The organism is Azonexus sp. MM2026_4 (assembly GCF_055901855.1).
Genome location: NZ_CM148380.1, coordinates 3472432 through 3491664, shown reverse-complemented (window position 1 = coordinate 3491664; position 19233 = coordinate 3472432). Strand labels below are relative to the sequence as shown.

Below are 19233 nucleotides of genomic sequence, written 5' to 3'. Positions count from 1 at the left end.
GCGAACGGAACTGTTCCGTTCACCGCCGGAAAGCCCGGGCAGATCGTCGGAATCGAACCAAGCGGAGAAAATTCATGGGCATCCTGGATCAATTGAAATCTCTCTTCGGGCGCCCCGCCCGCGCACCGGAGCCGGTCGCCAAGGTGGTGCCGATGCCGGTGGAAAGACGGCAGCGGCCACGGGTCGACCCACCGCCGGGCACCTGCGTGCTGATCATCGACGATTCCAAGACGGTGGTTGCCGTGCTGCGCAAGTTCCTGCGCTCGGCCGGTCTCGACACCATCGAATGCTTCGACGCCGAAAGCGGCCTCATCCAGTTGCAGGAAAAACGTCCGCAACTGGTCTTCCTCGACATCATGCTGCCGGGCATGAACGGTTTCGCCGCCCTGCGTGCCATCCGCCGCGATGCGCAGACGCGCGACACGCCGGTGATCATGATGAGCGGCAACGAACAGGCGATGGAACAGTTCTTCGGCACCCGCATCGGCGCCGACGATTTCATGAAGAAACCCTTCAACCGCCAGGAAGTCTTCTTCCGCATCGAGCGCCTGCTCGACGAACAAGGCATTCCCCGGCGCAACGCGAAACCGGCCGCCGAGCAGTCACCGGCGGCCCACGCGATCAGCGCCTAAGCCGGATTTCCCAGCCCGCCCTTCGCCGCCACCCACTGCCGGCGGCTGACCGGCAACTTCTCCGCGACGCCGCGCAGCAGCGCCCAGCCATAGGCCTCGGCATCGTCGCCGGCCGCCTTCTCGAAGCCGGCGATCGCCCGCCGCGCCACCAGCACCGCCCGGTGCAGGCGCAGGAACTGCTCGGGAAACTCGTTCTCGAGATGGGTCAGCGATTCGTCGAGCAGGTATTCGCGCTCGACGGTGCGCGCCGCGACATACTTGAGGTCGGCGCGGAAATACAGCACTTCCTCGACCGGCACCAGCAACAGGCGGCCGCGCTCATGGCAGGAGAGATGGGTCCGCCCGCCACCGCGCACCGCCTGGCCGATACCGGCCAGGACGGCGGGATCGGGCCGCGTCCCGGGCAGTTTCTGCAGCGCCGTCAGCAGGCGCTGGGCGCGCACCGGCTTCATCAGGTAATCGACGGCGTTGAGATCGAAGGCCTGCACCGCGTAGTTGTCGTAGGCGGTGGTGAAGATCACCGCCGGCGGCGCCGCCAACCGCCCGAGATGCGAGGCCAGCTCGATGCCGTCCATCGCCGGCATGCGGATATCGCTGAGCACCACATCGACCGCCTGCCTTTCCAGTTGTTCGAGCGCCTGCAGGCCGTTCGCCGCTTCGCCGACAATCTCGCTCGGACACTGTCCGGCGATGTCGCCGAGCAGGACACGCAAGCGCTCGCGGGCCAGCGGCTCGTCGTCGACCAGAAGGATTTTCAGCGGGGTTTGCGTTGGCATGGCAGCACGATGCGGACTTCGTAATGATGATCGTCAATCTCGGTCTCCAGCCGAGCCTCGAGATCGTAATACAGCGCCAGGCGTTCGCGGATGTTGAGCAATGCCATCTGGTTACCGACGGCGGCGGCCGACCGACCGGCGGTCGGGTTGGCGATGCGCACCAGCAGTTCGTCGCCGCGCCTGGCCAGGCCGACGACCACGGTACCGCCTTCGGGCAGGGGCTCGATGCCGTGGCGCACCGCGTTCTCCAGCAGCGGCTGCAGCATCAGCGGCGGGATCGGCAGGTCGAGCGCCACCTCGCCGATCTGCCAGTCCACCGTCAGGCGCTCGCCCAGACGCAACTGTTCAAGTTCCAGATACTGCCGGCCAAGGGCAATCTCGTCGGCCAGGCTGACCCGCGCCGACGGATCGCGCATCGCCGCGCGGAACAGGTCGGACAAGGCTTCCAGCGCCGCCTCGGCTTCCTGGGGGCGGGCCCGGATCAGCGAGAGGACGGCGTTCAGCGAATTGAACAGGAAATGCGGCCGAATCCGCGCGTTCAGCGCCGCCAGCCGCGCCTCGGCCTGGGCCGGCGACAGCGCCCGCGAACGCAGCTCGAAATAGAGCAGCAGCAGCGCCGTTGCCGCAACCGCCAACAGGCTGCCGCGGGCGACCGCCCCGGCCTCGACCAGGTGCAGCTCGTGACCATAAGCGAAGAGCGCCGCCGCCAACCCGCCGGCCAGTGCCAGCACGCAGGCCTGGCCGACGCGCAGGCGCAGGCGCCAGAGCAGGTCGCGGCATAGCGACAGAACGGCCAGACCGATCAGCAGCAGCGGCTCGACCACCGACGCCATATCGACGAAACGCTCGCCCCAGCCCGCCAGATCAGGCGACTGGATGAGCGCGGCGACGGCGGCGAGCAGGTTGATGCCGAGCAGGACGCGCAGCATGACGCCGAAGTTGCGCCAGTCGGGCAGCGGCTGGGTCGCCGGAAAGTGCCGTATACTTGTCATTCTTCTTGCGGATTCAACCGAATTCCCCATCTCGTTTCGCGCCCCATTGTAGACCCAAGTCATGACTTCCAACGCCAACCAATACACCTGGGCCGGCCGCTTCTCCGAGCCGGTCTCCGATCTCGTCAAACGCTACACGGCCTCGGTCGATTTCGACCAGCGCATGTGGCGCCAGGACATCCGGGGTTCGCTCGCGCACGCCCGGATGCTCGCCCGGCAAGGCATCATCAGCGCCCAGGACCTGGCCGACATCGAGCGCGGCATGGCGCAGGTCGCCGAGGAAATCGAGTCCGGCAAGCTGGAATGGTCGATCGACCTGGAAGACGTGCACCTCAATGTCGAGAAGCGCCTCACCGCGCTCGTCGGCGACGCCGGCAAGCGCCTGCACACCGGCCGTTCGCGCAACGACCAGGTGGCGACCGACATCCGCCTTTACCTGCGCGACGCGATCGACGACATCCAGGTGCTGCTGAAGGCCTTCCGTTCCGCGCTGGTCGACCTCGCCGAGAAGGAAGCGGCGACGCCGATGCCCGGCTTCACCCACCTGCAGGTGGCGCAGCCGGTGACTTTCGGCCACCATGTCCTGGCCTATTTCGAGATGTTCGGGCGCGATGCCGAACGCTTCGCTGATGCCCGTAAGCGCGTCAACCGCCTGCCGCTCGGCGCCGCCGCGCTGGCCGGCACGACCTACCCGATCGACCGCGAGTTCGTCGCCGAGCAACTCGGTTTCGAAGGCGTCTGCGAAAACTCGCTGGACGCCGTGTCGGATCGCGACTTCGCGATCGAATTCACCGCCGCCTGCGCCCTCTTGATGATGCACATCAGCCGCCTGTCGGAAGAACTGGTGATGTGGATGAGCCCGCGCGTCGGCTTCATCCAGATTGCCGACCGCTTCTGCACCGGCTCGTCGATCATGCCGCAGAAGAAGAACCCGGACGTGCCGGAACTGGCGCGCGGCAAGACCGGCCGCGTCTATGGTCAGCTGATCAGCCTGCTGACCCTGATGAAGTCGCAGCCGCTCGCTTACAACAAGGACAACCAGGAAGACAAGGAACCGCTGTTCGATGCCGTCGACACCGTCACCGACACGCTGCGCATCTTCGCCGACATGGCCGGCGGCATCACGGTGCGCGCCGACAACATGCAGGCCGCGCTGACCCAGGGCTTCGCCACCGCGACCGACCTCGCCGACTACCTGGTCAAGAAGGGCCTGCCCTTCCGCGACGCGCACGAAGCCGTCGGCCACGCCGTCAAGGCCGCCGAAGCCAAGGGCGTCGACCTGCCGCAACTGAGTCTGGAAGAACTGCGTGCCTTCTGCCCGCAGGTGGAAAGCGACGTTTTTGCAGTGTTGACCGTCGAGGGCTCGCTGGCCTCGCGCAACCATATCGGCGGCACTGCCCCGAACCAGGTCAGGACCGCCGTCGCCCGCGCCCGCAGCCGCCTCTGAGCGTCGGCTGGCGCCCGAACGAACGAAAAAAAGCCCCGTCGCCAGGACGGGGCTTTTTGCATGCTGCGGCGCTCAGGCGCTGACGACGTCGGCCAGCATCTGCTGCAATTCACCGGCCGCGTACATTTCCTTCATGATGTCGCAGCCGCCGACGAACTCGCCCTTGATGTAGAGCTGCGGGATGGTCGGCCAGTTGGCGTAGTCCTTGACCCCCTGGCGGATTTCCTCGTCGGCCAGCACATTGACCGTGACGAAGTCGTTCACCCCGCAGGCCTTCAGGATCTGCACGGCGGCAGCCGAAAACCCGCACTGCGGGAAACGGGCATCGCCCTTCATGTAAAGGACGACCGGGTTGCCGGTGACGGTTGCGTGGATGCGTTGTTGTACGTCGGACATGGAGACTCCAGTTGCTTTACAGGTGCCCGCCGGAAACGCGGTCGTTGCCGGCCAGGTCGGGTTGCGTGAATGGCCCTTGGAACCCGGCGGCGGCCAATAAGTTCCGGCTCGCCGCGCCCTGGTCGTAACCGTGCTCGAACAGCAGCCAGCCGCCGGCCGTCAGATGCGCCGCGGCACCGGCGACGATGGCGCGGATGCAGGTCAGCCCGTCGCCGCCATCGGTGAGCGCCATCTGCGGCTCGCAGGGTAGGCCGTCGCCGCTCAGGTGCGGGTCGCCGGCGGCGATGTAGGGCGGATTGGCAACGATCAGGTCGAAACGCTCGCCGGCCAGCGCCGCATACCAGTCGCTTTCGACGCAGCGGACGGCGGCGCCGAGACGGCCGGCGTTGTTGCGGGCGACGGCGAGCGCCGCCGGCGACAGATCGACGGCGACGACCTCGGCCGCCGGACATGCGAGCGCCAGCGAGACGGCGACGATGCCGGAACCGGTCCCCAGATCGAGCACCCGCGCCGGTGCCTTGCCGCTCAGCCGGGCCAGCGCCAGTTCAACCAGCAACTCTGTCTCCGGGCGCGGCACCAGCACCGCCGGCGAAACCTGGAACAGGCGGCCGCGGAACTCCGCCTCGCCGACGATGTAGGCCAGCGGTTCGCCGTTGGCGCGGCGTTCGACCCAGTCCAGGAACTGCGCCGCTGCCGGCGCCGACAGCGGCGTTTCCGGCCGCGCAAGGAGGTCGGCATGCGTGCAGCCGCTGGCGCATTCGAGGAGCAGGCGGGCGTCGAGCCGGTCGATGCGTGACCGGGCACCGGCCAGCGCCTCGCCCAGGGTGAGCGGCAGGCTCATTGCTGCTCGGCCAGTTCGGCGAGCAGGTCGGCCTGGTGTTCGGCGGCCAGCGCGTCGAGCACTTCGTCCATGTCGCCTTCCATGATCGCGGCGATCTTGTACAGCGTCAGGTTGATGCGGTGGTCGGTAACCCGCCCTTGCGGGAAGTTGTAGGTGCGGATGCGCTCGGAACGGTCGCCGGAACCGATCAGGTTCTTGCGCGTGCTGGCGATGTGGCTCTGCTGCGCCCGCACCTGGATGTCCTTGATGCGCGCCGCCAGCACCTTCATCGCCGACGCCTTGTTGGCGTGCTGCGAACGGCCGTCCTGGCATTCGGCGACGATACCGGTCGGTAGGTGGGTGATGCGCACCGCCGAGTCGGTCTTGTTGATGTGCTGGCCGCCGGCGCCGGAAGCGCGGAAGGTGTCGATGCGCAGATCGGCCGGATTGAGGTTGACGTCGCCGACCTCGTCGGCTTCCGGCATCACGGCGACGGTGCAGGCCGAGGTGTGGATGCGGCCCTGGGTTTCGGTTTCCGGCACGCGCTGCACGCGGTGGCCGCCGGATTCGAACTTGAGGCGGGAATAGGCGCCGTAACCGGCGATCCGGCAGATCACTTCCTTGTAGCCGCCGAGATCGGATTCACTGGCCGACAGCACCTCGACCTGCCAGCGCTGGCGCTCGGCGTAGCGCGAATACATGCGGAAGAGGTCGCCGGCGAACAGCGCCGACTCGTCGCCGCCAGTGCCGGCGCGGATTTCCAGGATGACGCTCTTGTCGTCGTTGGGGTCCTTGGGCAGCAGCAGCTTCTGCAGCTCGACCTCGAGTTCCGGCAGGCGCGCCTTGACGGCGGCGATTTCCTCTTCGGCGAACTCGCGCAGGTCCGGGTCGCTGCGCATCGACTCGGCTTCCCGCAGATCATTCTCGGCCTGGCGGAAGGCGTTGTAATGCACGGTCACCGGCTCGACTTCCGCCCGTTCGCGCGAGAGACGAGTAAACTGAGCCATATCGCCAGCCGCGTCGGGTGAGGACAGCAGACGATCGATTTCGTCGAGACGATCGACCAGCAGATCCAGTTTTTGACGAATGCTTGCTTTCATCGATCCGGGCGGCGGCACAAGGAGAATGGGGCCGTTATGGTACCCGAGTTCCCCCCCGGTAATACACCGAGATTGCCAGGATCGGGTTCCGTCAGCATAATTGTTCGATTGTTCTGAATGCGCGATGTCAAATTTTCCAAATTCCGTGCTCGCCCTCGCCGCCACCCTTGAGCGAGGCTGGGCCAGCTACCGTGAGCAGGGCGAGTTCGATCTCTTCGTCGAATTCACCCTTTCGCTGAACGGCCTGACCGAACAACTGCACCGCCTGCAGTTGCCGGGGCTGGTGCGCGCCTGCCAGGAGCTGGAAAACACCGCCCTGTCGTTCTACGGCGAACGCGACACCCACCCGATCTCGCTCGACCAGGCGGTCGCCATCGAGCGCAAGCTCAGCGTCATCCTCAGCGAACTGCGCCGCCACGAAACGCCGGCCATCCTGGCCCGGCGCGTTCTCGACAGTACCGAAGGGCAACTCCCGGAGACCTGGAACAAGCCGCGCCGCGTCGTCCTGGTCAGCAGGGATGGTCATTCCTGGTCGACCTCGCTGTCGGAACAGCTCGGTTTCTTCGGTTTCAAACCGGAAGGTATCTGCTGGGAAGAACAGCCCACCGACGACGAACCGCCGCTCGCCATCATCTTCATCCCCGATGTCGAAGGCCGCGCCTATCCGCCGGCCGCGATCACCGCGATCATCGCCCTGCGCACGCGTTTCCCGACCAGTTATTTCTACTGTCTGTCGGTGCCGTCCAACCTGCAGAGCATCGTCCTGCTGCAGCGCGCCGGCGCCGATGCCTGCGTGCCGGTCGGCAACAAGGTCAGCGACGTCCTGTCGCGCATCCTCGACCTGGTCGACATGCACGAACAGGAGATGTACCGCGTGCTGATCGTCGAGGACTCGGCGACCGCCGTCGCCCACATCCGGCGCTCGCTGACGCAGCACGGCATCGACAGCAAGGCGATCAACGACCCGCGCCTGCTCCTCGAAGTCGCCAGCGAATACCGCCCCGACGCCATCCTGATGGACATGTACATGCCCTTCTGCACCGGCGTCGAAGTCACCAGCGCCTTGCGCCAGATTCCCGAATACCAGTCGCTGCCGGTGATCTACCTGTCGAGCGAGAACGACATCGTGCAGCAGGTCGAAGCCTTGCGCCTGGGCGGCGACCAGTTTCTGACCAAGCCGGTCAACCCGATCATCCTCGCCTCGGTCGTCAAGACCAAGATCGAGCGCTACCGGGAAATGCTCTATTCCGGCCAGCACGACAGCCTGACCGGACTGTTCAACCACTCGACCTCCAAGCTCCAGGTCGAGCGCATGCTCAACGCTGCCCAGGCCGGCGGCGAACTGGTGGTGGCGATGATCGACATCGACCGCTTCAAGGTAATCAACGACACCTACGGCCATCCGGTCGGCGACCAGGTGATCCGCAGCCTGGCCTGGCTGCTCCGCGGCCGGCTGCGCAACACCGACCTGGTCGGCCGTTACGGTGGCGAGGAATTCCTGATCGCGCTGCCCGACATCGACCCGGAGCATGCGGTCCGCCTGATCGACCAGATTCGCCTGGATTTCGCGCAACTGCCGCACGCCCATGCCCAGGGCACGTTGCGTGTCACCTTCAGTTGCGGGGTCGCCGCGCTGCCCGATTACCTGACCACCTCGACCCTGATCGAAGCCGCCGACGACGCGCTGCTCGAAGCCAAGCGCAGCGGGCGTAACCGTATCGTCCTCAACCGGCCGCCGGCCAAGGCCTGAACGGCGGGTTCACCACCGCGGATGGCGGAGCGGGGTCCGCCCTCAGTCGTTGCCGTGCAGGTGGAAGAGCCGTGCCACCGACTGCTGCAGCAGCCGCCGATCCTCGCCTTCCGCCGCACCGAGCGCACTGGTCGGCGCATGCAGAAACTTGTTGCTCAGGCGCTGCGCCAGTTGCTCGACCACTTTCTCCGGCGCCTCGCCGCGCGCCAGCAGCTTCAGCGCGTGCTCGACTTCGTGGCGCCGCATGCGCTCGGCCGAATCGCGCAGGGCGCGGATCACCGGCACCGTGTCGCGGGCGCCCAGCCAGCCGAGGAACTCCTGCACCCGCTGGGCGATGATGCCCTCGGCCTCGACCACCGCCGCCTGCCGCGACTCCATGCCGCTCTCGACGATCTGCGCCAGGTCGTCGACGGTGTACAGGAAGACGTCGTCGAGTTCGCCGACCTCTTCCTCGACGTCGCGCGGCACCGCCAGATCGACGATGAAGATCGGCCGGTGGCGGCGTAGCTTGACCGCCCGCTCGGCCATACCGAGGCCGATGATCGGCAGCGGGCTGGCGGTACAGGAAACGACGATGTCGTGTTGCGGCAGCGCCTCGCCCAGTTCGTCGAGACGGATGGCGCGGCCGGCGAAACGTTCGGCCAGTTCGCGGCCGCGTTCGACGGTGCGGTTGGCAACCGTCACCTGGCGCGGCTTCTCGGCGCAGAAGTGGGCGGCGCACAACTCGATCATCTCGCCGGCACCGATGAACAGGATGCGCTGATCGGCCACCGAATCGAAGATGCGTTCGGCCAGATGCACGCCGGCCGCCGCCATCGACACAATGTTGGCGCCGATCGCGGTCGTGCTGCGCACTTCCTTGGCCACCGAGAATGCCCGCTGGAACAACTTGTGCAACTGACTGCCGAGGGTACCGACCTCTTCCGCGGCGCGCACCGCATCCTTGACCTGACCAAGAATCTGCGGCTCGCCGATGACCATCGAATCGAGCCCGCAGGCGACCCGGAAAGCATGGCGCACGGCGGCCGACTGGTCATGGACGTAGAGATAGGGCGCCAGATCCTCGTACGCCACCCGGTGGTAGGCGCTCAGCCAGTCGATCACCTGCTGCGCCGATTCGGCGGCGCAGTAGATCTCGGTCCGGTTGCAGGTAGACAGGATCGCCACCTCGCCCACCCCCTTGGCCTGCGCCAGTTCGGCCAGCGCGTGCTGCAGCCTGTCGGCGCCGAAAGCGACGCGTTCGCGGATGGCGAGCGGTGCCGAGTGGTGATTGATGCCTAGGGTGAAGATCACGGGAAGCTGGCGTAGCAAAATTTGGTCAGCGATTATACACCGCCCCGAAAGGCCGCCCTCCTCGCCCCTTGCCGGCCAAGCAAGGGAAACTGGTAGATCGGGCCGAGAGCGGATATCATCCTGCGATTGCTTAGCTGCCCGACCACCATGCGCCCGATTCCCCTCATCCTGTTGCTTGCCTCCCTGCTCAGCGCTTGCGCCACCAGCAACGATCCCTCGCGTTCCCGGCAGGTTGCGCAGAGCGGCGCGCTCAAGGTTCACCCCGGCCTGCTCGGCCAGGCGGTACCGTCGGAACTGCAACCGGCAGCACCGGTCGTCGCCGCCGCCGAAACCGGCGAAAAGCCGATGCGCATGGACGAGGAAGGCCTGCGCACACAGCGCAGCGTCTATTTCGACCTCGACCAGGCGGCAATCAAGGCCGACTACGACCCCATCCTGCAGGCGCATGCCCGTTACCTGGCGCGCAACCCGCAAACCCGGGTGCGCATCGAAGGCCACGCCGACGAGCGCGGCGGCAGCGGCTACAACGAACGTCTCGGCCTGAAGCGGGCGCAGAGCGTGCGCGCCACGCTGCTCGGCCACGGCGCCGGCAGCACCCAGGTGACGGTCAAGACCTGGGGTAAGCGCAAACCGAAGCTGCTCGGACGCAACGAGGAAGCCTGGGCGGAAAACCGGCGGGCCGACGTCATCTACGAGCAGGACGCAGGCAAGTAAGACAAGAAAAACCCGGCATTTGCCGGGTTTTTTTTCGCACAGTGTTTCCGGACGGAAAAGCTGCACACAGGCTATTACTAACGTTATATATTTCACCGCTATCTTCGATCGCGACGTATAAAACACGACGAAGCCCCCCGGCCAGCGCGTGCAGCTCCAGGAATAGCAATGAAAAACAACCAGCCTGTCACCCAGAACGAAATCCGCCTCCCGAGCAACACTTTCATTGTCTCCCGGACCGACCTCAAGGGCAGCATCACCTTCGTCAACGACACCTTTGTCGAAGTCAGCGGCTTCAGCCGCGAGGAGTTGCTCGGTCAGAACCACAACATCGTCCGCCACCCGGACATGCCGGAAGCGGCCTTCGCCGACTTGTGGAAGACGGTCAAGGCCGGATTGCCCTGGCGCGGCCTGGTCAAGAACCGTTGCAAGAACGGCGATTACTACTGGGTCGAGGCCTTCGTCGTGCCGATCAAGAAGGATGGCCAGCCGAGCGGCTACCTGTCGATACGCTCGCCGGCACCGGCCGACAAGCGGGCAGGCGCCGATGCCGCCTACCGGGCGGCCGGTCAGAAAGGCCCGCTGCCGGCCAGCGGGCGCAAGTCGCTTTCCCTGCGCAGCCGCATCTGGCTGGCGATGGGCGGGCTGGTCGCCCTGATGCTGACCATCGGCCTGGTCGGCCTGTCCAACCTGAAAAGCACCGATGAACAACTGAACGCGATGTATCGCGACAACCTGGTGCCGTCGAACCTGGTCAACCGCATGATGTTCCTGCTCTCCGACAATCGCTCGCAGATCATGCTCGCCCTGCAGCACGACCCGGGCAGCCCGTTCGCAAAACTGCACGACCACCCGCTCGACAACCACATCGAGGCAACCCTGAAGAATCGCCAGGAGATCAACGGCCTGCTCGAACAACTGCAAGGCATCAAGCTCAGCGACAAGGAAACGGCGCTACTACAGAAATTCGGCGAAGTCCGCGAGCGCTACTCCAAGGAAGGCATCAATCTCGCCCGCGAGCAGCTCAAGCAAGGGCAGTTCATGGACACCAACATCACCCTGCTGCGCAGCGTCAATCCGCTTTACGCCGAGATGCAACGGGAAGGCAACGCCCTGATCCAGGAAATCGCCAGCGCCGCCAACGCCCGCTACGAATCCGCGCTGGAGCATTACTACTGGGTACGCAACTTCAGCATCGGCCTCCTGCTGGGCGCCGTCCTGCTGACGCTGATCGGCGGCTCGCTGCTGGTCCGCAGCGTCGTCGGCCCGATCCGCAAGGCGATCCACCTGTTCGACCGGATCGCCGAAGGCAAGCTGACCGACGAGATCGACATCGACGGTCGCGACGAGCCCGGCCTCCTGCTGTGCAACCTGGGCATCATGCAGAACACACTGAAGGCGATGCTCGACGAAATCAACAGCGCGTCGCTGGCCATCGACACCCGCTGCCGGCTGCTGGAAAACCAGATGCGCCAGGTCTCGGTGCAATCGGAACAGCAACAGGCCAGCGTCGAGGGGGTTGCCGCGGCGACCGAGGAATTCAGCCAGTCGGTCCAGGAAGTTGCCGCCAACGCCCAGGATACCGCCAGCGCCGCCAGCCAGTCGCAACAACGGGTCAACGAGAGCAACGCCAACATCAGCCAGAGCATGGCGGCAACGTCGCGGGTGGTCGATGCGGTGACCGCCTCCAACCGGATCATCGACCAGCTCAACCAGTCGATCGCCAAGATCGGCGACATCACCGGCGTCATCGCCGAGATTGCCAACCAGACCAACCTGCTCGCCCTCAACGCCGCCATCGAAGCCGCCCGGGCCGGCGAACAGGGCCGCGGCTTCGCGGTCGTCGCCGACGAAGTGCGCAAGCTCGCCGAACGCACCACCAGTTCGACCGCCGACATCAACAAGACGGTCGGCGAAATCCAGTCGGTGACCGCGCGGGCCGTCGCCAGCATGGATGTCGCCTCGCAAGAAGTGGAAAACGGCATCGGCAAGCTGCGCGACAGCGTCGCCGGCCTCGAGGAAATCACCCATTCGTCGAGCCAGGTTTCGCAGATGGCCGGGCAGATTTCCGACGCCGCCCGCCAGCAGGGGGTTGCCAGCGAGGAAGTAGCGGTCAGCATGCAGCAGATCACCGACCTGATCGAGCAGAACACCAGCGCCGCCCGCCAGGCCAGCCAGGCTGCCGGCGAACTGATGCAGACCTCGCAGACCCTGGCGAAACTGATCGCCGATTTCGAATTTCACCGGCGCTGAATCCTTGCTGGCGGCGTAAAATCGGGGGCTCGACGGACCCCGATTCTCTTTCCGGAATAGCGATGCCACGCATCCTGCAAACGCTGTTTGCCCTCACCCTGCTACTGCTTGCCCCCGCCGCCAGCGCCCAGCTACCGCCGGGCGTCGCCCAGGCACTGCAGGCAGCCGGCATCCGCGACAGCGGCGTCGCCGTCATCGTCCAGCCGCTCGACGCCGCCGCCCCGCTGCTCGCCCACAACGCCGAGACGCCGATGAACCCGGCGTCGGTGATGAAGCTGGTCACCACCTACGCCGCGCTCGACCTGCTCGGCCCGGCCTACGTCTGGCAGACCGACGCCCTGGTCGAACGCGAACCGACGGCCGGCGTCCTTGCCGGCAACCTCTACCTGCGCGGCAGCGGCGACCCCAAACTGAGCAGCGACCAGCTCTGGTTCCTGTTGCGCCAGTTGCGCGTGCGCGGCATCAACCGCATCGCCGGCGACATCGTCCTCGACCGCAGCGCCTTCGCGCCGGTCGAATTCGACCCCGCCGCCTTCGACAACAAGCCGCAGCGCGCCTACAACGTCGGCCCCGACGCGCTGCTGCTCGACTTCCAGGCGCTGCGCTTCACCCTGCAACCCGACGTCGCCCGGCCGCGCATCCTGCTCGAATCGCCGAGCGCCGACCTGATCGTCGACAACGGCCTGCGCACCAGCAACGGCCCCTGCCCCGGCGACTGGCGCGACCGCATCCAGCTCAGCGTCAAGCCGCAAGCCGGCGGGCACCGCCTCGAAGTGCGCGGCAGCTATGCCAACCGCTGCGGCGAACGCGCGCTCAATCTCGCCCCGCTTTCCGCCGACGCCCACGCCGACGGCCTGTTGCGCGCGCTGTGGCGGGAACTCGGCGGCCGCCTCGACGGCCACGTCCGCAACGGCCGCACCCCGGCCGGGGCGATTCCGCTCGCCCACCAGGAATCGCCACCGCTCGCCGACCTCGTCCGCGACATCAACAAGTACAGCAACAATGTGATGGCCCGCCAGGTCTTCCTCAGCCTCGGCAACGACGGCGGCGCGGCCACTGCCGAACAGGCGCGGCGGCGCATCGCCGCCTGGCTGACCACGCGCGGCCTCGACTTCCCCGGACTGGTGCTCGACAACGGCTCCGGCCTGTCGCGCCAGGAGCGGATCAGCGCCGGCCAGCTCAACCAGCTTCTGCTCGATGCCTGGCGCAACCCGCTGATGCCGGAGTTCATCGCCAGCCTGCCGCTGGCCGGCGTCGACGGGACGATGAAGAAGCGTCTCAACGGCAGCCCGGTAGCCGGCCGCGCCCACATCAAGACCGGCACCCTCGACGGCGTGCGCAGCGCCGCCGGCTACGCCCTCGACGCCGCCGGCCGGCGCTACGCGCTGACCTTCCTGATCAACGACGCGCAGGCCCAGGAAGGCGGCGCCGCGATCGACGCCCTGCTCGACTGGATCGCCGCCCGGCAATGAGCCGCCCCGCGCTGCCGGCGGCCTGGCTCGACGCCGCCGGCCTCAACCGGCACTACGTCTTCGACCTCGCCACCCTGCCCGACGAACTGCTCGCCCCGCTGGCGATCGCTCCCGGCGAACGGCAACTGATCCTGCTCGGCCACGCCGGCCGACGCCTCTGGGAATGCGTGCAGGCCGCCGGCATCGGCGGCGATCACCCGATCGACGACTATACGGTGGCGACGGTCGATCGCTTCTTTGCCGGGCATTGCGCGGCTTGCCGCTACCGCACCGTCTATCCCGGCAGTGTCGCGATTGGCCTGCAGTCGCTCGGCAGCCTGGCCGGCTGGCATCACGCCTCGCCCTTCATGGTCGGCGTCGATGCCGTCTGGGGGAGCTGGCACGCCTACCGCGCCGCCATCGTCGCCGACAGCGATTTCCTGCCCGGCGGCAGCGCCGGCGGCGCCAATCCCTGCATCGACTGCGCCGGTCGCCCCTGCCTGGCCGCCTGCCCGGCCGGTGCTGCTGGCGAGCCCTTCCGGCTCGCCGCCTGCGGCGACGAACGCCTGCGCCCCGGCTCGCCCTGCGCGCGCAGTTGCCTGGCGCGCCTGGCCTGCCCGGTGGGCAGCGCTCATCGCTACGACGACGCGCAACTCAGTCACAGCTACGGGCAGTCGCTGGCGATGCTGGAAAGCTGGCGGCGGCAGCGCTGACCGCACGCTTGAATCAGGCGTTGATCGTCTCGCCGGCGTTGAGCGCCAGCCAGCCGCGAATGACGCGGTAGGCGACCCAGAAACCGAGGCCGAGGATGAGCAGGAAGGCGATCGGGATGCCGATGATGGTGATCACGAACAAGCCATAGACACCGAGCCACAGCACGGTGAACCAGAAGGTCCGGATCTGCCAGCGGAAATGGCTCTCCAGCCAGGTGCCGCGGACTTCGCTGCGCATCCAGTAGTTGAGGAAGACGGCGAGCAACGACGGCAACCCGAAGACGAAACCGCCAACGATGGTCGCCGACGAAGTGACCCCGATCAGTACGGCGATCGCGTGCAGGCCGTAGATCAGGTGGGTGACATTGACCAGCGACGGACGGACGCCGCCGGGGCCGGATTCGATCGGTGGGTTCATGGCTTCTCCTCGGCCAGCATCTTCTGCAGGAACAGCGCCTGGCCGGCGGCCGGGTCGAGCACGTAAGGCGCGAAACCGGCGAGCTGGTAGGAGGCCATCGCCTTGTGGTTGTTCGACAGCACTTCCAGCGTCAGCTTGCAGCAGCCGAGCGCGCGCGCCTTGGCTTCAGCCCAGGCCAGCAGCGCCTGGCCGATGCCCTGGCGGCGGCGCTCGCGGCGGACGACGATGTCGTGGATGTTGAGCAGCGGCTTGGCGGCGAAGGTCGAAAAGCCGGCGAAACAGTTGATCAGGCCGACCGCTTCGTCGCCGGCCAACGCCAACCCGCCGTGGAAGAAAGGCACGCCCTGCAGGCCGTCGACCAGCGTTGCCTTCACTGCCGGCTTGAGGCCGTTGCCGCCGCCCATCGGGTCCTGCGCATAGTGGTCGAGCAGGTCGAGCAAAGCCGCGGCGTGGGCGGCGTCGTTGAGGTCGAGATCGATGACGCGCAGGCTCATAGGCCGAGGCTCCCCCAGAGGTTGTCGATGCGTTGCTTGACGTCGGTGTCCATGACGATCGGCCGCCCCCATTCGCGGTTGGTTTCGCCCGGCCACTTGTTGGTCGCGTCGATCCCCATCTTCGAGCCGAGGCCGGCGACCGGGCTGGCGAAGTCGAGATAGTCGATCGGCGTGTTGTCGACCAGCGTTGTATCGCGCACCGCGTCGAAGCGCGTGGTCATCGCCCAGATCACTTCCTTCCAGTCGCGGATGTCGATGTCGTCGTCCACCACGACGATCGTCTTGGTGTACATGAACTGGCGCAGGAAGCTCCAGATGCCGAACATGATGCGCTTGGCGTGGCCGGGGTAAGCCTTCCTGATGCTGACGATGGCCATCCGGTACGAACAGCCCTCCGGCGGCAGGTAGAAATCGACGATCTCCGGGTACTGCTTCTGCAACAGCGGCACGAAGACTTCGTTGAGCGCGACGCCCAACACTGCCGGCTCGTCGGGCGGCTTGCCGGTGTAGGTGCTGTGGTAGATCGGGTTCCGGCGCATGGTGATGCGGTCGATGGTGAACACCGGGAAATCCGCCTGCTCGTTGTAGTAACCGGTGTGGTCACCGTAGGGCCCTTCGAGCGCCTTCTCGCCGGGATGGATATGGCCTTCCAGAACGATTTCGGCGGAAGCGGGCACTTGCAAACCGGAGCCCAGGCACTGCGTCAGCTCGGTCTTGCCGCCGCGCAGCAGGCCGGCGAACTGGTATTCGGAGAGGCTGTCCGGCACCGGCGTCACCGCGCCGAGGATGGTCGCCGGATCGCAGCCCAACACCACCGCCAGCGGGAAAGGCTGGCCCGGGTTGGCCTGCTGGTGGTCGCGGAAATCGAGCGCGCCGCCGCGATGCGCCAGCCAGCGCATGATCACCTTGTTCGGCCCGAGCACCTGCTGGCGATAGATGCCGAGGTTCTGCCGCGCCTTGTGCGGCCCCTTGGTGACGACCAGGCCCCAGGTGATCAGCGGCGCGACGTCGCCCGGCCAGCAATGCTGAATCGGCAGACGCGACAGATCGACATCCTTGCCCTCCCAGACGACTTCCTGGCAGGGCGCGTTGCTGATCTTCTTGGGCGCCATGTTGAGCACCTGCTTCAGCACCGGCAGCTTGTCCCAGGCGTCCTTCAGGCCTTTCGGCGGTTCCGGCTCCTTCAGGTAGGCGAGCAGCTTGCCGACCTCGCGCAGCGCCTGCACCGATTCCTCACCCATGCCCAGCGCCACCCGGCGCGGCGTGCCGAACAGGTTAGTGAGCACTGGCATCTCGTGCTGGCGCCCCCGGGTATGGGGCTTTTCGAAAAGCAGCGCCGGGCCGCCGGCGCGCAGCACGCGGTCGCCAATCTCGGTCATTTCCAGATGGGTGTCGACCGGCACGGCGATGCGCTTCAGTTCGCCGGTCTTTTCCAGTTGCGACAGGAAGTCGCGCAAGTCATGGTATTTCAAGAAGACTCCGTCGCCCGGGGGTCACACTTCGCCGAGCAGCATGCCGTAAACATAGGCCGACAGCGCGAAATGGGCGTGGCTGTCGGGCTCGACGAAACTCAGGCCCCACAGCACCGGCATCGCCGGATCGTCGCGGTTGTCGGCCAGCGAGCGGATTTCGCAGAGCACCGAGAGGTAGGTTTCCAGCCCCTGGATGGCGAGCTTGAACTTGAGGCGGACCTTCTCGCCGATCGGCGCCAGTCGGTGCTTGGTGCGCAACGCGGCGCCGGTGGCGCTGAGGTTGCAGATCTTGCCCGAGGCCTGCGGCGCCTCGCGGTCGACGAACTCGATGGCGGCGATCATCTGCACGTCGATGCGCGGGCTCTTGCGCACTTCCTGGACGCGCAGGTCGCGCGGGTAGGCCAGGTGCATGTGCGGGAACGGCACCGAGGTTTGCTTGACCAGCGTCGTCGAGAAGGCGAAGGCGCGCTGCCCGGAGAAGAAGCGGCCGACGAAGGATTGTCCGTCGCGCAGCATCATCAGGCCGCCGGCGCTTTCCGGCGGGGTGACGATGATTCCCTTGTTCTTCTGGTAGCCGATCAGGAAGACGACGTAACGCGGCTGCTCCGGCGAAACTTCGAGCTGGATTGCGTCGCCGACGCGGATGCGCGAGGTGTCGAAGGCGACATCGCGCGACTGCTTCTCGGCATTCGACAGCAGCCGGTAAACGCCGGGGGAAACCAGCGCGTCGATCGCCTCCAGCGAATCGAAAATCTCGCCCTGACGGCGAATCTGCTCGCGGCTCTCGTTGTAGAGATTCCAGCGTAACGGCTGGCCGACGACGATGTCGCCCAGCCCGACCCGGGCAAAATTCCCCTCACTCACTGCCATGCCTTACCTCATACCCAGTAACTGGCGACCAGCCCCGCGAAAATCGCGGCCCCTACCCGGTTGTTGTCGAGGAAGGCCCTGAAGCAGGGCATCCGTTCCCGAGCGCGAATCCAGAAGAAATGCCTGAGCATCATACCTGCGGCCAGCGCCAGCCCCAAGTAGTAGGGCCAGGCCAGAGCGCGCTGCACGCCGATGGCGGCGAGGATGGCCAGGGTCGCCGCATAGCAGGTCATGACGGCGGCGACGTCATAGCGGCCGAAGGTGATCGCCGAGGTCTTGATGCCGATCTTCAGGTCGTCGTTGCGGTCGACCATCGCGTATTCGGTGTCGTAGGCGACCGCCCAGAAGATGTTGGCGAGCAGCATCCACCAGGCCTCCGCCGGCACCGTCGCGAGTTGCGCGGCGTAGCCCATCGGGATGCCGAAACCGAAGGCGATGCCGAGGTAAGCCTGCGGGATGGCGAAGAAGCGCTTGGTGAAGGGATAGCTGGCGGCCAGGAAGACGGCGGGAATCGACAGCCAGATCACCAGCGGCCGGTCGAGCGCGACGACCAGCGCGAAACTCGCCAGGCAGAGCGCGGCGAACAGCGCCAGCGCTTCGCGCGTGCTGACCCGGCCGGCGGTCAGCGGCCTTTCCCGGGTGCGCTCGACATGCTTGTCGAAATCGCGGTCGGCGTAGTCGTTGATGACGCAGCCGGCGGAACGCATCAGCAAGGTACCGAGGGCGAAGACCCAGACGACGATCCAGTCCGGCCGCCCGTCGGCGGATAGCCACAGCGCCCAGAAGGTCGGCCAGAGCAGCAGCAGGGTGCCGATCGGCTTGTCCAGCCGCATCAGCTTTTCGTAGAGATCGAGCCGCTCGCGCAAAGCCTGCCAGTTCATGCCCTGCTCCTCAATGGACCGCCGGCCGCTGCGCGCGCTGCCAGGCGATCACTGCCTGCCCGGAATGCGCCAGGATGGCCTGGAAACGCTCGGCCGGCAGCGCCTGGCGCAGCGCGGCGAACAGGCTCTGCGTCGCTTCCTGTGCCACCATCGATGCCGAATTGTCCTGCAGCAGGCGGATCTGGATGCTGGCCAGCGCATCGGCGAGCAGGCGCCAGCCGAGTTCCGGCATGCGCTGGTCGAGCGCCAGCATCAGGCCACCCAGCGGGCGGACGATGTTTGCCGCCTGTTCGCCGGTCTCGCAGGCCGCCATGGCGTGCCACAAGGCGAGGTGGATGGCACGCCGCAATTCGATCTTGAAGTCGATCGCCGCCGCCTCGTCGCCGTCGAGTTGCGCGAAAAAGCGCTGGAAACGGGCGTCGACCTGGGCGTCGAGGGCGCTGCGCAGGGCGCCGACCAGCGCCGTCAGCGCCGGGATCGCCGTCGAACTGGAAGGCCTGGCTGTAGGCCAGGCCCCACTGGTCGAGGCCGCTGATCAGCAGGGCCAGGCGCAGGGCGCGCCCGTCGTCGCTGCCGGCGGCCCGGCACCAGTTGCTGCAGCGGCTGCCGAGATCGGCAAGACGCGCCGTGTCGTCGGCGTCGTCGCTACTCACCGCCTGCCGGAAAACGCCGGCAAACACATCCTGCGCCATGCGCGCCGCCTGGCGCTGCAAATCGGCATCGGCCAATCCCGCCAGGGAGTCGGCGGGAATCGACGGAGA

General features: G+C 66.7%; 19 protein-coding genes. 7 read left to right on the top strand and 12 right to left on the bottom strand.

The window, feature by feature from the left end; all coding sequences use genetic code 11:
* Window positions 1-74: 74 nt before the first annotated feature.
* Window positions 75-632, top strand: a complete 558-nt coding sequence (locus tag AC0KWY_RS16440; RefSeq protein ID WP_474026551.1) for a response regulator — start codon at window positions 75-77, stop codon at window positions 630-632.
* Here the strand turns inward: AC0KWY_RS16440 and AC0KWY_RS16435 are convergent.
* Window positions 629-1408: a LytR/AlgR family response regulator transcription factor gene (locus AC0KWY_RS16435; protein WP_474026550.1), complete on the bottom strand. Its 780-nt coding sequence runs from the start codon at window positions 1406-1408 to the stop codon at window positions 629-631. The two genes, AC0KWY_RS16440 and AC0KWY_RS16435, sit on opposite strands and share 4 nt — an antisense overlap.
* Window positions 1387-2400 (bottom strand): sensor histidine kinase, encoded by a 1014-nt coding sequence (locus AC0KWY_RS16430; RefSeq protein ID WP_474026548.1) that lies wholly within the window; start codon window positions 2398-2400, stop codon window positions 1387-1389. The genes AC0KWY_RS16435 and AC0KWY_RS16430 overlap by 22 nt, the downstream gene beginning before the upstream one ends.
* 61 nt (window positions 2401-2461) lie before the next feature.
* Between AC0KWY_RS16430 and argH the strand changes: the two genes are divergently transcribed.
* Complete coding sequence (argH, locus tag AC0KWY_RS16425) at window positions 2462-3847, top strand: argininosuccinate lyase (RefSeq protein ID WP_474026547.1); 1386 nt, start codon at window positions 2462-2464, stop codon at window positions 3845-3847.
* Window positions 3848-3919: 72 nt separating this feature from the next.
* Here argH and grxD read toward each other — a convergent pair whose 3' ends face one another.
* From grxD to prfA, 3 genes are read right to left on the bottom strand one after another with little or no spacing between them, the layout of a single operon-like run.
* The gene (grxD, locus tag AC0KWY_RS16420) at window positions 3920-4243 is read right to left on the bottom strand and encodes a Grx4 family monothiol glutaredoxin (RefSeq protein ID WP_374326832.1); all 324 of its coding nucleotides are present in this window, start codon (window positions 4241-4243) and stop codon (window positions 3920-3922) included.
* Between the two features lie 16 nt (window positions 4244-4259).
* Window positions 4260-5084: a peptide chain release factor N(5)-glutamine methyltransferase gene (gene prmC, locus AC0KWY_RS16415; RefSeq protein WP_474026546.1), complete on the bottom strand. Its 825-nt coding sequence runs from the start codon at window positions 5082-5084 to the stop codon at window positions 4260-4262.
* A complete protein-coding gene (gene prfA / locus AC0KWY_RS16410; protein WP_474026545.1) occupies window positions 5081-6163 on the bottom strand; it encodes a peptide chain release factor 1 in 1083 nt (360 codons plus the stop codon). Before prfA ends, prmC begins: the two co-directional genes overlap by 4 nt.
* Before the next feature lie 124 nt (window positions 6164-6287).
* Between prfA and AC0KWY_RS16405 the strand changes: the two genes are divergently transcribed.
* The gene (locus tag AC0KWY_RS16405; protein WP_474026544.1) at window positions 6288-7913 is read left to right on the top strand and encodes a diguanylate cyclase; all 1626 of its coding nucleotides are present in this window, start codon (window positions 6288-6290) and stop codon (window positions 7911-7913) included.
* A gap of 42 nt (window positions 7914-7955) precedes the next feature.
* Here AC0KWY_RS16405 and hemA read toward each other — a convergent pair whose 3' ends face one another.
* Window positions 7956-9206: a glutamyl-tRNA reductase gene (gene hemA / locus AC0KWY_RS16400; RefSeq protein ID WP_474026543.1), complete on the bottom strand. Its 1251-nt coding sequence runs from the start codon at window positions 9204-9206 to the stop codon at window positions 7956-7958.
* Window positions 9207-9353: 147 nt separating this feature from the next.
* On the opposite strand from hemA, the gene AC0KWY_RS16395 reads away from it, so the two are divergent.
* The 4 genes from AC0KWY_RS16395 (at window position 9354) to AC0KWY_RS16380 (ending at window position 14337) form a co-directional block, all read left to right on the top strand.
* Window positions 9354-9920: an OmpA family protein gene (locus AC0KWY_RS16395; protein WP_474026541.1), complete on the top strand. Its 567-nt coding sequence runs from the start codon at window positions 9354-9356 to the stop codon at window positions 9918-9920.
* Window positions 9921-10088: 168 nt separating this feature from the next.
* Window positions 10089-12173, top strand: coding sequence for a methyl-accepting chemotaxis protein (locus AC0KWY_RS16390; protein ID WP_474026540.1), 2085 nt, complete (start codon window positions 10089-10091; stop codon window positions 12171-12173).
* Window positions 12174-12235: 62 nt separating this feature from the next.
* Window positions 12236-13645: a D-alanyl-D-alanine carboxypeptidase/D-alanyl-D-alanine endopeptidase gene (gene dacB, locus AC0KWY_RS16385; protein ID WP_474026539.1), complete on the top strand. Its 1410-nt coding sequence runs from the start codon at window positions 12236-12238 to the stop codon at window positions 13643-13645.
* Entirely contained in the window at window positions 13642-14337 is a 696-nt protein-coding gene (locus AC0KWY_RS16380) for a hypothetical protein (RefSeq protein WP_474026538.1), read from the top strand. The genes dacB and AC0KWY_RS16380 overlap by 4 nt, the downstream gene beginning before the upstream one ends.
* Window positions 14338-14350: 13 nt before the next feature.
* Here the strand turns inward: AC0KWY_RS16380 and AC0KWY_RS16375 are convergent, their stop codons facing one another.
* Genes AC0KWY_RS16375 through AC0KWY_RS16350 form a run of 6 tightly spaced genes read right to left on the bottom strand, consistent with a single transcriptional unit; the run spans window position 14351 to window position 18821 of the window.
* Window positions 14351-14755: a DUF4870 family protein gene (locus tag AC0KWY_RS16375; protein WP_474026537.1), complete on the bottom strand. Its 405-nt coding sequence runs from the start codon at window positions 14753-14755 to the stop codon at window positions 14351-14353.
* The gene (locus AC0KWY_RS16370) at window positions 14752-15249 is read right to left on the bottom strand and encodes a GNAT family N-acetyltransferase (RefSeq protein WP_474026536.1); all 498 of its coding nucleotides are present in this window, start codon (window positions 15247-15249) and stop codon (window positions 14752-14754) included. Before AC0KWY_RS16370 ends, AC0KWY_RS16375 begins: the two co-directional genes overlap by 4 nt.
* Window positions 15246-16721, bottom strand: coding sequence for a 4-hydroxy-3-polyprenylbenzoate decarboxylase (ubiD, locus tag AC0KWY_RS16365; RefSeq protein WP_474026535.1), 1476 nt, complete (start codon window positions 16719-16721; stop codon window positions 15246-15248). Before ubiD ends, AC0KWY_RS16370 begins: the two co-directional genes overlap by 4 nt.
* A 21-nt stretch (window positions 16722-16742) precedes the next feature.
* On the bottom strand, window positions 16743-17591 hold the full coding sequence (locus tag AC0KWY_RS16360; protein WP_474026534.1) for a flagellar brake protein: 849 nt from the start codon (window positions 17589-17591) through the stop codon (window positions 16743-16745).
* A gap of 8 nt (window positions 17592-17599) precedes the next feature.
* Window positions 17600-18472, bottom strand: coding sequence for a 4-hydroxybenzoate octaprenyltransferase (ubiA, locus tag AC0KWY_RS16355; RefSeq protein WP_474026533.1), 873 nt, complete (start codon window positions 18470-18472; stop codon window positions 17600-17602).
* Window positions 18473-18482: 10 nt separating this feature from the next.
* Complete coding sequence (locus AC0KWY_RS16350; protein WP_474026532.1) at window positions 18483-18821, bottom strand: hypothetical protein; 339 nt, start codon at window positions 18819-18821, stop codon at window positions 18483-18485.
* Window positions 18822-19233: the final 412 nt, after the last annotated feature.

Coding starts and splice junctions, on each gene's coding strand:
- dacB (WP_474026539.1), top strand. CDS start 12,236: ATGCCACGCATCCTGCAAACGCTGTTTGCCCTCACCCTGCTACTGCTT.
- grxD (WP_374326832.1), bottom strand. CDS start 4,243: ATGTCCGACGTACAACAACGCATCCACGCAACCGTCACCGGCAACCCG.
- AC0KWY_RS16440 (WP_474026551.1), top strand. CDS start 75: ATGGGCATCCTGGATCAATTGAAATCTCTCTTCGGGCGCCCCGCCCGC.
- ubiA (WP_474026533.1), bottom strand. CDS start 18,472: ATGAACTGGCAGGCTTTGCGCGAGCGGCTCGATCTCTACGAAAAGCTG.
- AC0KWY_RS16370 (WP_474026536.1), bottom strand. CDS start 15,249: ATGAGCCTGCGCGTCATCGATCTCGACCTCAACGACGCCGCCCACGCC.
- AC0KWY_RS16405 (WP_474026544.1), top strand. CDS start 6,288: ATGTCAAATTTTCCAAATTCCGTGCTCGCCCTCGCCGCCACCCTTGAG.
- AC0KWY_RS16380 (WP_474026538.1), top strand. CDS start 13,642: ATGAGCCGCCCCGCGCTGCCGGCGGCCTGGCTCGACGCCGCCGGCCTC.
- prmC (WP_474026546.1), bottom strand. CDS start 5,084: ATGAGCCTGCCGCTCACCCTGGGCGAGGCGCTGGCCGGTGCCCGGTCA.
- AC0KWY_RS16375 (WP_474026537.1), bottom strand. CDS start 14,755: ATGAACCCACCGATCGAATCCGGCCCCGGCGGCGTCCGTCCGTCGCTG.
- prfA (WP_474026545.1), bottom strand. CDS start 6,163: ATGAAAGCAAGCATTCGTCAAAAACTGGATCTGCTGGTCGATCGTCTC.
- AC0KWY_RS16390 (WP_474026540.1), top strand. CDS start 10,089: ATGAAAAACAACCAGCCTGTCACCCAGAACGAAATCCGCCTCCCGAGC.
- AC0KWY_RS16435 (WP_474026550.1), bottom strand. CDS start 1,408: ATGCCAACGCAAACCCCGCTGAAAATCCTTCTGGTCGACGACGAGCCG.
- AC0KWY_RS16360 (WP_474026534.1), bottom strand. CDS start 17,591: ATGGCAGTGAGTGAGGGGAATTTTGCCCGGGTCGGGCTGGGCGACATC.
- AC0KWY_RS16430 (WP_474026548.1), bottom strand. CDS start 2,400: ATGACAAGTATACGGCACTTTCCGGCGACCCAGCCGCTGCCCGACTGG.
- argH (WP_474026547.1), top strand. CDS start 2,462: ATGACTTCCAACGCCAACCAATACACCTGGGCCGGCCGCTTCTCCGAG.
- AC0KWY_RS16395 (WP_474026541.1), top strand. CDS start 9,354: ATGCGCCCGATTCCCCTCATCCTGTTGCTTGCCTCCCTGCTCAGCGCT.